Annotated in this window: 12 protein-coding genes; 7 read left to right on the plus strand and 5 right to left on the minus strand. The window is 59.2% G+C overall.

The genetic code is table 11. The features are described from left to right. Window positions 1–27 precede the first annotated feature (27 nt). The 3 genes from K7A42_RS20875 to hemN form a co-directional block, all read right to left on the minus strand. Window positions 28–507 carry a 3-hydroxyacyl-ACP dehydratase FabZ family protein gene (locus K7A42_RS20875; RefSeq protein ID WP_004441960.1) on the minus strand — a complete coding sequence of 160 codons (480 nt, stop codon included), beginning with the start codon at window positions 505–507 and terminating at the stop codon, window positions 28–30. An 88-nt stretch (window positions 508–595) separates the two neighbouring features. After that, window positions 596–880, minus strand: a complete 285-nt coding sequence (locus K7A42_RS20880) for an acyl carrier protein (protein WP_003495848.1) — start codon at window positions 878–880, stop codon at window positions 596–598. Window positions 881–994: 114 nt separating this feature from the next. Next, window positions 995–2,344, minus strand: a complete 1,350-nt coding sequence (gene hemN, locus K7A42_RS20885) for an oxygen-independent coproporphyrinogen III oxidase (RefSeq protein ID WP_022556206.1) — start codon at window positions 2,342–2,344, stop codon at window positions 995–997. Window positions 2,345–2,556: 212 nt separating this feature from the next. On the opposite strand from hemN, the gene fnrN reads away from it, so the two are divergent. Further along, window positions 2,557–3,282: a transcriptional regulator FnrN gene (fnrN, locus tag K7A42_RS20890; protein WP_004441967.1), complete on the plus strand. Its 726-nt coding sequence runs from the start codon at window positions 2,557–2,559 to the stop codon at window positions 3,280–3,282. 467 nt (window positions 3,283–3,749) lie between these two features. Here fnrN and K7A42_RS20895 read toward each other — a convergent pair whose 3' ends face one another. Beyond that, window positions 3,750–4,181, minus strand: a complete 432-nt coding sequence (locus K7A42_RS20895; RefSeq protein WP_004441969.1) for a hypothetical protein — start codon at window positions 4,179–4,181, stop codon at window positions 3,750–3,752. Between the two features lie 139 nt (window positions 4,182–4,320). Here K7A42_RS20895 and K7A42_RS20900 point away from each other — a divergent pair, with 139 nt between their 5' ends. The 6 genes from K7A42_RS20900 to K7A42_RS20925 all read left to right on the plus strand — a co-directional run bounded on the left by K7A42_RS20900 (window position 4,321) and on the right by K7A42_RS20925 (window position 11,136). Beyond that, window positions 4,321–6,180 (plus strand): PHA/PHB synthase family protein, encoded by a 1,860-nt coding sequence (locus K7A42_RS20900; RefSeq protein WP_269842119.1) that lies wholly within the window; start codon window positions 4,321–4,323, stop codon window positions 6,178–6,180. A gap of 224 nt (window positions 6,181–6,404) precedes the next feature. Continuing rightward, complete coding sequence (gene sfsA / locus K7A42_RS20905) at window positions 6,405–7,124, plus strand: DNA/RNA nuclease SfsA (protein ID WP_282455790.1); 720 nt, start codon at window positions 6,405–6,407, stop codon at window positions 7,122–7,124. A gap of 31 nt (window positions 7,125–7,155) precedes the next feature. Beyond that, window positions 7,156–7,995 (plus strand): type I methionyl aminopeptidase, encoded by an 840-nt coding sequence (gene map / locus K7A42_RS20910; protein ID WP_006697403.1) that lies wholly within the window; start codon window positions 7,156–7,158, stop codon window positions 7,993–7,995. Window positions 7,996–8,008: 13 nt separating this feature from the next. Beyond that, on the plus strand, window positions 8,009–8,842 hold the full coding sequence (radC, locus tag K7A42_RS20915; protein ID WP_004441977.1) for a RadC family protein: 834 nt from the start codon (window positions 8,009–8,011) through the stop codon (window positions 8,840–8,842). Between the two features lie 136 nt (window positions 8,843–8,978). Next, window positions 8,979–9,401 carry a TadE/TadG family type IV pilus assembly protein gene (locus tag K7A42_RS20920; protein WP_004441978.1) on the plus strand — a complete coding sequence of 141 codons (423 nt, stop codon included), beginning with the start codon at window positions 8,979–8,981 and terminating at the stop codon, window positions 9,399–9,401. 1 nt (window position 9,402) lies between these two features. Beyond that, a complete protein-coding gene (locus K7A42_RS20925) occupies window positions 9,403–11,136 on the plus strand; it encodes a TadG family pilus assembly protein (protein ID WP_244404957.1) in 1,734 nt (577 codons plus the stop codon). 166 nt (window positions 11,137–11,302) lie between these two features. Here the strand turns inward: K7A42_RS20925 and K7A42_RS20930 are convergent, their stop codons facing one another. Next, window positions 11,303–12,679: a class II 3-deoxy-7-phosphoheptulonate synthase gene (locus K7A42_RS20930; protein ID WP_022556211.1), complete on the minus strand. Its 1,377-nt coding sequence runs from the start codon at window positions 12,677–12,679 to the stop codon at window positions 11,303–11,305. Between the last annotated feature and the right edge of the window lie 289 nt (window positions 12,680–12,968).

The following is a 12,968-nucleotide window of genomic DNA, read 5'->3' on the forward strand; positions in this document are numbered from 1 at the left end:
TGTCTTCTCCGAAACGAATGAAAAAGCTTATTTCCGTGCATCGGCGGCAATCGCCGCCATCAGGCCAACTTCTTCCGCCCGCTTCTTGACGATAGGCCCAAGCGGGATCTCGCTGAAGGGCATGGTGCGCAGTTTCAGCTGCGCGTCGCAGACCTTTTTGCCATCGGAGGTGATCTTTGCCTTGGTAACCGCAAAGCCCGAACCGTCATGCTCAAGCACTGCCTCGATGTCGAGAACAGCACCCGGCTCCACGAAAGTCCGCATCTTGGCGCCATCGACCGACATCAGGAACGGCATGGACGCGAAATCGGAAAATGCCAGAACCAGCATGCCGGAGGCCTGCGCCATTGTCTCGATCAGAAGCACACCCGGAACCAGCGGCATGCCGGGGAAATGGCCTTCGAAAACCGGGCTTTTATCGGGAACAACGGACCGCGCCTTCAACGTGCGCGCCGTCATGTCCACGGCCTCGACCTTGTCGATCATCTGGAAATATTCAAGCAGCATCCGTCCGGCCCGTCTCTGGTCGGTTAGTCATGGTTTGCCCGCAGGCGGCATCAAAAGAAAATGCCCGCCGGAAGCGGGCACCGTCATGTCAGCCCTTGGCCGCGCGCAATTCGTCAATCTTGGCGCAAAGGTTCTTCAGCACGAAGTATTCTTCCGTGGAAACCTTGCCTTCATTGACTTCCTGCGTCCACTGCTCGAGCGGAATCTTGATGCCGAATTCCTTGTCGATCGCGAAAACGATATCAAGAAAGTCGAGGCTGTCGATGCCCAGATCGTCGATCGTGTGGCTCTCCGGCGTAATGGTTTCGCGGTCGATTTCGCTGGTTTCGGCGATAATGTCGGCAACCTTGTCGAATGTAGCTGTCACGCCCATAATCCTTATTGTCGTTCGTATGAATTATTCTTTCTGACGCACCACATAGGCAAGTCGCACAAAAAAGCCAATGGTTTCGTGACGTAACTTTGAAATTTGCCCCAAAACTGTTGCCTAAACAGCAACCGAATGACGGCCGCGCCCATTGCCGAGATAGGTATCGAAGATTGCCGCGATATTACGTACAAACGGCCTTCCCACCTCCGTCACGGCAAAAATATCGGCATCCAGCCGCACCAGACCGTCCCTGTCGCCTGCGGCAAACTGCTGCGCCTGATCCCTCACGGAATGGCTCACCTTGCCGAAACGGTGCTGCAAGTCCGAAAGATCGATAGAGAAATCGCACATCAACCTTTCGATCACATGCGAGCGCAGATGATCGTCCTGCGACAACTCAATGCCCTTCACGGCGGCAAGACCGCCCTCACCCACCATGCGCTGATATTCACCGGTTGCCACCATGTTCTGCACATAGCCCTGCGGCAGCCGGCCGATGGATGATGCGCCAAGCCCGATCAGCGCATCGGCCGTGTCGGTCGTATAGCCCTGAAAATTCCGCCGCAGGGCGCCGGCTTCGGCGGCCTGGGATAATGTATCGGTCGGCCGGGCAAAATGATCGATCCCGATCTGGCTGTATCCGGCCTGCCTCAGCATCTCCCCCGCCATCGTCATCTGGCGGTAGCGTTCGGCAACATCGGGCAGCGCATGTTCGGGGATCAGCGACTGGTGTTTTTTCATCCAGGGAACATGGGCGTAGCCAAAAAGCGCGATGCGATCAGGGTCAAGCGATACGATCTGATCGACCGTTGTTTTCAGTGTCTCGCATGTCTGGAACGGCAACCCGTAAAGAATGTCGCAATTGACTGAGTGAACGCCCCTCGCCCGCACGGCGTCCACCACGGATTTCGTCTGCTCGAAAGACTGGATGCGGTTGATGGTTTTTTGCACTTTGTCATCAAAATCCTGCACCCCGAGGCTCGCCCGCGACATGCCGATGGCGGCAAGCGCGTCATAGCGGCTGTCATCCAGATCGTTGGGGTCCATCTCGACGCTGATCTCGGGTGCAAGACCGAAGGTGAAGTGACGCCGCAGACAGTCCATCAGGTCCTGCATGTCCTGCGGGTCAAGCATGGTCGGCGAGCCGCCGCCGAAATGCACGGCACTCACCACGGCGTCAGGCGAAACAAGTGCGCCGACCGCAGCAATTTCCTGCTTAAGTGCTTCAAGATAAATAGCAATCGGCTCGTATTTCAGCGTGTGCTTGGTATGGCAGGCACAGAACCAGCAAAGCCGGTCGCAATAGGGAATATGCACGTAAAGCGACAGGCGATTCCTGTGACCGAGTGCGCCGAGCCAGCCGCGATAGGTCGTATTATCGATTCCCTCGTGGAAATGCGGCGCGGTCGGATAGCTCGTGTAACGCGGCACTGCCCCGGAATATTTGTGAAGAAGGTCGATATTCATCACCCGATTTGCCTTTTATCAAGAAAATGTCGATTTCCCCTCTTTCAGTAGCGGCTGCGACAGTTTGCAACTTTGACTTCAATCAAATTGAGCCATAAGTTCTTGCTAAAGTAGACGCGGGGACGACGGCTACAGCGCACACGCCTTTAAAGAGACCGGATTTGATATCCAGGGTCGCAATCGTCCCGCAAAGCCAGCATTGGAAAAGGCTTATGGACACGCTGCAGAAGACCATCCACAATTCGGAAGAGCCGGTTGTTTGCCGCTCCTGCGAGGCGCGTCACGGCGGTCTTTGCAGCACGCTGACACCGCAGCAGCTTTGCGATCTGAACCGCCATTCCAGCCGCAAAAAGCTGGAGGCGGGCAATGAGCTTCTCGGCCAGGGCGAGCTCGTCACCTCCTACGGCAATATCCTGAATGGCGTGGTAAAGCTGTCGAAAATGATGTCGGATGGCCGCCAGCAGATCGTCGGCCTGCAATTCGCACCGGATTTTCTCGGCCGTCCGTTCATGGCGGAAAGCAAGATGACGGCGGAAGCCGCAACCGATGTGGAAATATGCCTCTTTCCGCGCCGCGTCGTCGACCGCATGGTCTCCGAAGTGCCTGATATGGAACGCAAGCTGCACAGCCAGTCACTCAAGGAACTGGACGAGGCACGTGACTGGATGCTGACACTGGGGCGCAAATCGGCGCAGGAAAAGGTTGCCAGCTTCCTTTATATGATCGCCACCCATATCGATCCGGAAAACGACGACAAGTCATGCTTCGACCTGCCGCTCTCGCGTGCCGACATTGCCGATTTCCTCGGTCTCACCATCGAGACCGTTAGCCGGCAAATGACAAAGCTGCGAAAGGAAGGCATTATCCGCATCGAGAACAACCGTCACATCACCGTGCCCGATCTCGATGCGCTGAGTGAAGCGGCAGGCAACGACTGACAGCCGCCCCCTCGATCATCGCCCCTGAAGTGCGGACGTTCCGAAATTGATGTGCGGCGCCCGCGCCTGAGCTGGTGCGAGCGCAAAACCGGCAAGGACCAGCAAAGCGGCGATGCATTTCATGATATTTCACCCTGTGCGCCGCTTTTTCAGCGGCCTGTTTGTTATGGCTGCACCATAAGCTGCAAACCGCATCCATCCGCTTAACATCTTCGGTAAGCGGAAGGTTCAAATGCAGGGTAAAGAAGGAGTTATGATTGCCGGGCCGACAGGACCTTCAGCCGTGATTGTCGCTGTAGGATGTTCGGCATCCCCGCTTGTTTCTTCTCCCCGGCGGGGAGACGGTGGCCCGACGGGCCGGATGAAGGGGCAAACGCGGAGATATGCGGAGAGCTTGCCCCTCATCCCGCTGCCGCGGACTTCCCCCTATGGGAGAAGAAACAAGTGACATGCACTCGCCCAGCTCGTCACTGCGATGCAGGCGTCGCAACCGGCTTCTGATTTTCTGCCAGCGCCCGCAGCTCGGCCACCCGGCGCTTGTATTCGGCTTCCGATATCTGGCCGTTGCGCCGTGCCGCGCCGAGGCGAGACAGGCTCGATTCCATGGTTGAGGCTTCGTCGTCGCCCATCTGCGTGCCAGCGGCCGTCAGCGGCTGCGAGAACGTCGGATAGGTCCCGGTGTCGCGCTTCTGGCTTACCGCGGTGTCGCTGACCGGGCGAGGTCCGACGATTTCAGCCGTCGGACGGCGCATATGGGCGGGCGCGACAATCGGCTCGGGGGCCTTGCAGGCGGCAAGCGTGGTGACGAGCATGGCGCCGGAGAGCGAGAGGAAAGCTATTCTTGCGGCGCTTTCCGCATATGTTCCCCATGTGCCGCATTTGCCCATGTGCTTGCCCATCGTCATGTTCCGCCTGTAAGGATATCTGCCGATATCGAATTCGACCGCGGTTCGGCCCTTTGCGGCCTCCCCTTGCTGGTGGAACTTGTATTCGTTTTCATGCAGAATGTGCAAACACAAATTTGGTGGAGGATGGTGCATGGCAGGTGTTGACGGCGGGGGCACGAAAAAGGGTGACAAAACGCCCGGCTTCGACGCCAGTTCCGCCGAGGCCTACCTGATCCGCGACCCCGAAACCTTCGCGATCAACATCGCACGCGCGCTCGAAAACCTCGGCAAGGCTGCCGGTGAATGGCTGGCGCCACGCGAACGCGGCGAAATTCCGCAGACGAGCGCCGATCCCGTGACCGATCTGGTCAAGACGCTCTCCGATGTCGCCGAATATTGGATGGCCGAGCCGAAGCGGTCACTGGAAGCGCAGACCCATCTGCTGTCGAGCTATTACGATCTGTGGTCGAAATCGGTGGCGCAATTTTCCGGAGCCTCCGATTCGACCTCGGAGAAAACGGCCGAAAGCGGCCCTGCACAGCGCAGAAGCAAACGTTTTGCCGATGCCGACTGGCAGGCCAACCCGTTCTTCGATTTTCTTCTAAAGGCCTATCAGACGACCGTCGGTTTTGCAGACCGGATGGTGACGGAGGCGGAGGGGCTGGATGAGCACACCCGCACCAAGGCGCTGTTTTACATGCGGCAGGTGACAGAGGCGCTTTCTCCCGCCAATTTCGTCTTCACCAACCCGCAGGTCTTCCGCGAGACGGTAGCCTCCAGCGGCGCCAATCTCGTCAAGGGCATGGCGCAGCTGGCGGAGGATGTCGCGGCCGGAAACGGCCATCTGAAGCTTCGCCAGACCGATTACAGCAAATTCGTCATTGGCCAGAACATTGCCGTCACGCCAGGCAAGGTCGTTGCGAAAAGCGCGCTTTGCGAAATCATCCATTACGAGCCGACGACGGAAAAGGTCTTCAAACGGCCGCTGCTGATCGTACCGCCCTGGATCAACAAATTCTACATTCTCGATCTCAACCCGCAGAAATCCTTCGTCGGCTGGTGCCTCGAACAGGGCCACAGCGTCTTCATGGTGTCCTGGATCAACCCGGATGCCGGTCTGGCCGAAAAAGGCTGGGACGATTATATCAGCGAAGGCATCGACTTTGCGCTTGATACCATCGAGGAACGGACTGGCGAAAAGGAGATAAACGCCGTCGGTTATTGTGTCGGCGGCACGCTTTTGGCCTCGGCGCTGGCACTGCATGCGCAGCAGAACAATGAGCGCATCCGCAGCGCCACGCTGCTCGCCGCCCAGACCGATTTCATCCATGCCGGAGACCTCAAGGTCTTCGTGGACGAAGGTCAGCTGGCCGCGCTCGACAGACACATGCAGGCCGTCGGTTATCTTGACGGTTCGATCATGGCCACCGTCTTCAACATGCTGCGCGCCTCCGATCTTATCTGGCCCTATGTGGTCGATAATTATCTGCGCGGCACCGAACCCCTGCCATTCGACCTGCTCTACTGGAACTCCGATTCCACCCGGGTGACGGCCGCCAGCCACTCGTTCTATCTGCGCAACTGTTACCTCGAGAACAATCTCGCCCGCGGTCTGATGCGCGTTGCCGGCAAGCGCATCAATCTCGGCGATATCAACATACCCGTCTACGATCTCGCCACCCGCGATGACCATATCGCACCCGCGAAATCGGTGTTCACGGGTGCTGCCCTGTTTGGCGGACCGGTGGAATTCGTGCTCGGCGCTTCCGGCCACATTGCCGGCGTCGTGAACCCGCCGCAGCTCGAGAAGTACCAATATTGGACGGGGCCATCACCAGCCGGAGACTTCGACGCCTGGCAGGCCGCCGCCACACCTCATAAGGGTTCGTGGTGGGTGCACTGGCAGAACTGGATCGAAAGCCAGAACGCCGAGAAGGTAAAGGCGCGGAAACCGGAGGACGGCAAGCGCCCGGTGCTCGGCGATGCGCCGGGAACCTATGTTCTTTTGTAGAATATCTGTGAAAAAGATGACCAGTACACGGCAGAAAGGCCTCTTCCACAGGCGTTCCCCGTCACCCTCATCCCTGTGCTTGTCACAGGAATCCAGTAGGCGCCGGTCTACGCGGCGAAAGACTTGCTTCAGCCCAAGGACTTGGGCTGGCTGGTTCTCTGTGACAAGCACAGGGATGAGAGATAAAAAGACCCTGCAAACACACAAGCTTACCTCAAGGCATCATGTTCTTCACGCCCCCGCTCGTTCCCGCAACGCTGATCTCCCGATATAAACGTTTCCTCTTCGACGCAGTTCTGGAAGACGGCACGGCGATCACCGGGTCCTGCCCCAACACCGGCTCCATGCGTGGGCTGACGACGCCGGGTTCCCGCATCTGGCTGTCGCAACATGACAGCCCCACCCGCAAATACCGTCATATGCTGGAAATGGTCGAGGCCGACGGCACCGTCGTCGGCATCAATACCGGCATGCCGAACCGGCTGGCGGAAGAGGCGATCCTGAACGGCCGTATCCCGGAACTCGCCGGCTATTCGATAATCCGCCGAGAACAGAAATACGGGCGCAATTCCCGCATCGATTTCCTGCTATCCGAACCCGGTCGGCCGGACGCCTATGTGGAAGTCAAGAACGTGCATTTCATGCGCGAGAAGGGCCTTGCAGAATTCCCCGATACCGCCACCAAACGCGGCGCAAAGCATCTCGAGGAACTGGGCAATGCAGCGGAAGCCGGTCACCGGGCGGTGATGCTTTATCTCATCCAGCGCGGCGATTGCGATCGGATGCGCATCTGCGACGATCTCGATCCGGTCTATGCGCTGGCTTTCCAACGGGCAATGGCGCGGGGCGTGGAGGCTTATGCCGTGAAATGCGCGGTCGCCCCGGCACAAATTTCAGTCAACGGAACGGTTAAGATGGACGAGTGGCGTCCGGCTGTTTTATGAACAGGGACGTAAAGAGACAGAAAGCACTATGATGGTCACCTATATCGACGCCGCCTCCGCCCCCCTCAAGAATACAGGCGTCATCCGCCTCTACACCCCTGAGGATTTCGACGGCATGCGCAAGGCGTGCCAGCTGACGGCGCGTTGTCTCGATGAACTCGCCGCAATCGTCAAGCCGGGTGTGACAACGGACGCCATTGACCGTTTCGTCTTCGAATTCGGCGCCGATCACGGCGCGCTGCCGGCAACGCTCAATTATCGTGGTTATACCAAATCCGTCTGCACTTCGATCAACCATGTGGTCTGCCACGGCATTCCCGATGAAAAGCCGCTGCGGGAAGGCGATATCGTCAACATCGATGTTACCTATGTGCTCGATGGCTGGCATGGCGATTCAAGCCGCATGTATCCGGTCGGCCAGATCAAGCGCGCTGCCGAGCGGCTGATGGAAGTGACCTATGAATGCCTGCTGCGTGGTATCGCGGCTGTAAAGCCCGGTGTGCGCACCGGCGCGATCGGCGCGGCGATCCAGACCTATGCGGAAGCCGAACGTTGCTCGGTGGTGCGCGATTTCTGCGGGCACGGCGTTGGGCGGCTGTTCCACGATACGCCAAACATCCTGCATTACGGCCGTCCGGACGAAGGTCCGGAAATCCGGGAAGGCATGATCTTCACCATCGAGCCCATGATCAATCTAGGCAAACCGCATGTGAAAGTGCTTTCCGACGGCTGGACGGCGGTGACGCGCGACCGTTCGCTGTCCGCCCAATATGAACACGCCGTTGGCGTCACGGCCACCGGCTGCGAAATCTTCACGCTGTCGCCCGGCGGCTTCGACCGTCCGGGCCTGCCGCCGCTTACCCCTTCATAAGGCCAGACCGCCCATGGCAAGACGCCCCGCCCCGCCTCCCGCCGAGCTTTCCACGACGTCCGGCTTTCAGGCGGGCGAAGGCGATCTCTTCGAAGGGGCGGACGAGCGCGGTTTTTTCGCCGAGCCGCGAAATGCGGTGAAGAAGCCGGTGCCTGTCATCGAGCCGCCGGCGGATGCCGCCCATTATCATGGTCACCGGGACCGGCTGCGGGCGCGGTATCGCGATGGCGGCGACGCGGCGCTTGCCGATTATGAGTTGCTGGAGCTTTTACTGTTCCGGCTGATACCGCGGCGCGACACAAAGCCCATCGCCAAGGCGCTCCTTGCCCGTTTCGGCACGCTGGGCGGTGTACTCGGCGCACCTCTGCCACTGTTGCAGGAGGTGAAGGGCGTGGGCGAAGCCGTGGCGTTCGACCTGAAACTCGTCGCCTCCGTTTCCCAGCGCATGCTGAAAAGCGAAATCCGCAACAAGCAGGTTCTGAGTTCCTGGTCCTCGGTCATCGATTATTGCCACGCCGCCATGGCCCATGAAACGCGCGAACAGTTCCGCATCCTGTTCCTCGATAAGCGCAATGTCCTCATCGCCGACGAAGTGCAGGGGCACGGGACCGTGGACCATACACCGGTCTATCCCCGCGAAGTGGTGCGCCGCGCTCTCGAACTATCCGCTACCGCCTTGATTTTAATACATAATCACCCGAGCGGCGACCCGACACCGTCGCGTGCGGATATCGAGATGACCAAGACCATCATCGATACGGCAAAGCCGCTCGGTATCGCCGTCCACGACCATATCATCATCGGCAAGGATGGCCACGCCAGCTTCAAGGGCCTTCGCCTGATCTGACGCAGACGCGAAGGTTTACACAGGCCTGCAACCCATAAGCGCACGTCAACACAAAATTAACACCTATAAATTAGCATTTCCGAAAATAATAAATCAAGGCATCGAACCTTGGTGCCTTAAGGAACGGGGGTGCTTTATGCGTAATGCAGTGCGTTTCCTTCGCGATCGGTCCGGCTCGAACGCTGTCGAGTTCGCCATTGTCGCGCCAATCTTCTTTCTCGTCCTCCTGACTATGATTGCCTACGGCATTTATCTGATGGCGGCCTATTCGGTGCAGCAGATCGCCGCCGACGCGGCAAGAACGGCGGTCGCCGGTCTTAACACAACCGAGCGCCAGCAGCTCGCCCGGGATTTCGTCGCCAAGAGCGATCTCGGCTACGCCTTCCTGGATAAAAGACACTTCACGGTCGACGTCGCCACTGATCCCGCCAATGCCAACCAGTTCACGGTGAAAGTCGAATATGACGCCCGTGATCTGCCGATCTGGAGCCTCTACAGCTACACCCTGCCCGAGCCGGTCATCCGGCGTTTTTCCACCATCCGGATCGGAGGAGCATGACATGAGGACCATCCATTCCCTGCTCTCCGGTTTCCTGAGGGATCGCGCCGGCAACATCGCCATCTCCGCCGGCCTGACGGCGCCGCTTTTTATCGGCATCCTGGCGATTGGCGTCGATTACGGTTATCTGACCCTGCAGAAGCGGCAATTGCAGCAGACCGCCGATCTCGCGGCCATTTCGGCAGCAGCCAACGTCACCGACGCCGAAAAGACGGTGCAGCAATATTTTGCCCTCAACGGCCTGGACCTCGGCGTCAGGACGGCGCAGGGGCTGCTAACACCAACCGGGCTGCAGCCTTTCGATCCCCGGAATGAGTTTGCCAAAACCCACGGCTACGCCGAGGTTGTCAAAGGCCATTATGAACCGGATGCCAGCCTCCCGGTCGGACAGCGGTTCGTCGAAAACGCCCAGCCGACCAATGCGGTGAAAGTAAACATCTTCGAAAAGGGCCAGATCTTCTTCGCTTCGGCCTTTACAACGCCGCCAAGGATTTCGGCCGCCGGAACCGCCTCGTCTCAGAAAGTCGCCGCGTTTTCGGTGGGATCGCGGCTTGCCAGCCTCAATGACGGCCTCCTGAACAGCCTGCTCGGCGGTCTGCTCGGCACCACGGTCTCGCTCAAGCTCATGGACTATCAGGCCCTCGTCGATGCCGATGTCAACGCGCTGCATGTCGTCGAGGCTCTCGCGATCGATCTTGGCCTCACCGCCGGCACCTACAAGGACGTGCTGCAGACGGAGATTACCTACGGCAAGTTCCTGAACGCGCTGACAAAAACGACGGGCCTGCAGCCAGCCGTCGTCACCGTTCTGAAGACATTGGAAAAAACCGCCGGCAAGAGCAACATCAAGCTCAAGCTAGAAGAAATCGTCAATCTCGGCCCCTTCACCGAAAAGCTCATTGGCAGCGGGGAAAATCTCAAGGTCAATGCCAGCGTCTTCGACCTTCTCAATGCCGCAGCCGTTGCCGGTAATGGCGGCAACCAGCTGGCGCTTGATCTCGGCGCTAATGTTCTCGGCCTCGCCTCGGCCAAGGTGACACTCGCCATCGGCCAGCCGCCGGTCGAAACGCCTTCGCTCGCCGTTGGCGGCCAGGGCACCGTGGTCCGTACCGCCCAGACCCGCCTTGCGGTCAATGTCGTGGTGGATGGGCTCCAGGCAATCGCTGGCCTCAAGGTCAATGTCCCGCTTTATGTGGAAGTCGCCCACGCGGAAGCCCGGCTTGCGGACATTCGCTGCACGGGCGGCGCACAGGGAACCGTGGATGTCGAAGTTGTTCCCGGCGTTGCAGAAATTGCACTTGGCAATGTCGATACCACGGCCTTCGCCAATTTCGGACGGGACCCGCGCGTGACAAAGGCGGCAATCGTGGATTCTGCCCTGCTTGCCGTCAACGGCAGCGCCCTCATCAACGCCACCAACATGACGAAGACCAAGCTGACCTTCACGCAGCTGGATATTGCCCAGGGCAAGATCAAGAGCGTCTCCACGAAGGATACCGTCACGACGCTCGTCAGCTCGCTGCTGAAGAACCTTGATCTCGACATCAGGATTCTCTTCCTCAACCTTGGCGGCCTCGGCGTCATCCAGACGGCGCTCGCCAACACGCTGTCCCTCGTCACCGCACCGGTTGATACGCTGCTTTACAACACGCTTCTGGTTCTCGGCGTCAAGATCGGCGAAGCCGATGTTCGTGTTACCGATGTCCGCTGCCAGCAGCCGGCTCTGGTACAGTAAGCCTATAGCCACAGATAAAAATAGCCGCCGGAAATCCGGCGGCTTTATCATTACCAGAGGCTGAAGCGTCCGCGAGCGGGAGCCTCACACTCCCGAAGCCGGACCAGATCTTCAGTCCGGCACGATCAGACCTCGCGCAAGCGCAGAGAGACTTTCAGCTCTTCCATCAAGCGCTGGCGATTGCCAGGCGCTTCTCGTCGCGCCCGCTCTTCATACGCTCTGACAGCAGGAACGCCAGTTCCAGCGCCTGATCGGCATTGAGGCGCGGGTCGCAATGGGTGTGGTAACGGTCGGACAACGAATCCGCCGTCACGGCGCGCGCGCCACCCGTGCACTCCGTCACGTCCTTGCCGGTCATCTCGATATGGATGCCGCCCGGATGCGTGCCTTCGGCGCGGTGGATCTGGAAGAAGCTTTCGACCTCCGACAGGATACGCTCGAACGGGCGCGTCTTGTAGTGGTTGAGCGTGATCGTGTTGCCATGCATCGGATCGCAGGACCAGACGACCTTGCGGCCTTCCTTCTCGACAGCACGGATGAGCTTCGGCAGGCTGTCCGCCACCTTGTCATGGCCGAAACGGCAAATCAGCGTCAGACGGCCGGCCTCGTTTGCCGGGTTCAGCGCGTCGATCAGCTCGATCAGATTGTCGGGCGTCAGCGACGGACCGCATTTCAGGCCGATCGGGTTCTTGATGCCGCGGAAATATTCCACATGCGCATGGTCGAGCTGACGCGTGCGATCACCGATCCAGATCATGTGGCCCGACGTGGCGTACCAGTCACCAGAGGTGGAATCGATACGGGTCAAGGCTTCTTCGTAACCAAGCAGCAACGCCTCATGGCTGGTGAAGAAGTCGGTCTCGCGCAGGCTCGGATTGCTGTCCGCGCTAATGCCGATGGCCTTCATGAAGTCCATGGTTTCGGAGATTCGGTCGGCCAGCTTGCGGTAACGGTCGGCCTGCGGGCTGTCCTTGATGAAGCCGAGCATCCACTGGTGAACGTTTTCGAGGTTGGCATAACCGCCCATTGCGAAAGCGCGCAGCAGGTTCAGCGTCGCCGCCGACTGGCGATAGGCATCGAGCTGGCGCTCCGGGTTCGGAATGCGCGAGGCTTCGTTGAATTCGATGCCGTTGATGATGTCGCCGCGGTAGGACGGCAGGGAAACACCATCCTGCACTTCCACGTTGGAAGAGCGCGGCTTGGCGAACTGGCCGGCAATGCGTCCCACCTTTACGACTGGCAGCTGTGCGCCATAGGTCAGCACCACGGCCATCTGCAGGAAGGCACGGAAGAAGTCACGGATATTGTCCGCGCCGTGCTCGAGGAAGCTTTCGGCGCAATCGCCGCCCTGCAGCAGGAAGGCGTTGCCTTCCGCCACATTGGCAAGCTGCTTCTTGAGGCGGCGGGCCTCACCGGCAAATACCAGCGGCGGATAGGTTGCAAGCGTGGCTTCCGTTGCCGCAAGCGCTGCCGCATCAGGATATTCGGGAACCTGCTGGATCGGTTTCTGCCGCCAGCTGCCGGGGGTCCAATTCTGTGCCATGTTCTTACCCTTCTTTCGACCGCGCAACCGCCGCGCGACCGCCTCGGAAATTTGAGCGGCTTATAGCTCCAAGCACAGGCTTTGCATAGACATCCGCGCGCCGCCCGCCCTCTTTCGGACCGTTTTGATCCGCCATGAAGGAGAAAAATGATTTCAAACGATTTAAATAGTTTCCGTGGATGGTTGCCCATCCCTCCGAAGTCACCGACTTCCGGGCTTGATGCAGAGATATCGGCGCAGGGAATGGGGCAGATGCAAGAGAAACACCACAAGCCGGTCCAGTGGCGAG

Source organism: Agrobacterium sp. InxBP2 (assembly GCF_026191755.1).
Classification (GTDB): Bacteria; Pseudomonadota; Alphaproteobacteria; order Rhizobiales; family Rhizobiaceae; genus Agrobacterium; species Agrobacterium pusense.

Coding starts and splice junctions, on each gene's coding strand:
- K7A42_RS20875 (WP_004441960.1), bottom strand. CDS start 507: ATGCTGCTTGAATATTTCCAGATGATCGACAAGGTCGAGGCCGTGGAC.
- K7A42_RS20880 (WP_003495848.1), bottom strand. CDS start 880: ATGGGCGTGACAGCTACATTCGACAAGGTTGCCGACATTATCGCCGAA.
- hemN (WP_022556206.1), bottom strand. CDS start 2,344: ATGAATATCGACCTTCTTCACAAATATTCCGGGGCAGTGCCGCGTTAC.
- fnrN (WP_004441967.1), top strand. CDS start 2,557: ATGGACACGCTGCAGAAGACCATCCACAATTCGGAAGAGCCGGTTGTT.
- K7A42_RS20895 (WP_004441969.1), bottom strand. CDS start 4,181: ATGGGCAAGCACATGGGCAAATGCGGCACATGGGGAACATATGCGGAA.
- K7A42_RS20900 (WP_269842119.1), top strand. CDS start 4,321: ATGGCAGGTGTTGACGGCGGGGGCACGAAAAAGGGTGACAAAACGCCC.
- sfsA (WP_282455790.1), top strand. CDS start 6,405: ATGTTCTTCACGCCCCCGCTCGTTCCCGCAACGCTGATCTCCCGATAT.
- map (WP_006697403.1), top strand. CDS start 7,156: ATGGTCACCTATATCGACGCCGCCTCCGCCCCCCTCAAGAATACAGGC.
- radC (WP_004441977.1), top strand. CDS start 8,009: ATGGCAAGACGCCCCGCCCCGCCTCCCGCCGAGCTTTCCACGACGTCC.
- K7A42_RS20920 (WP_004441978.1), top strand. CDS start 8,979: ATGCGTAATGCAGTGCGTTTCCTTCGCGATCGGTCCGGCTCGAACGCT.
- K7A42_RS20925 (WP_244404957.1), top strand. CDS start 9,403: ATGAGGACCATCCATTCCCTGCTCTCCGGTTTCCTGAGGGATCGCGCC.
- K7A42_RS20930 (WP_022556211.1), bottom strand. CDS start 12,679: ATGGCACAGAATTGGACCCCCGGCAGCTGGCGGCAGAAACCGATCCAG.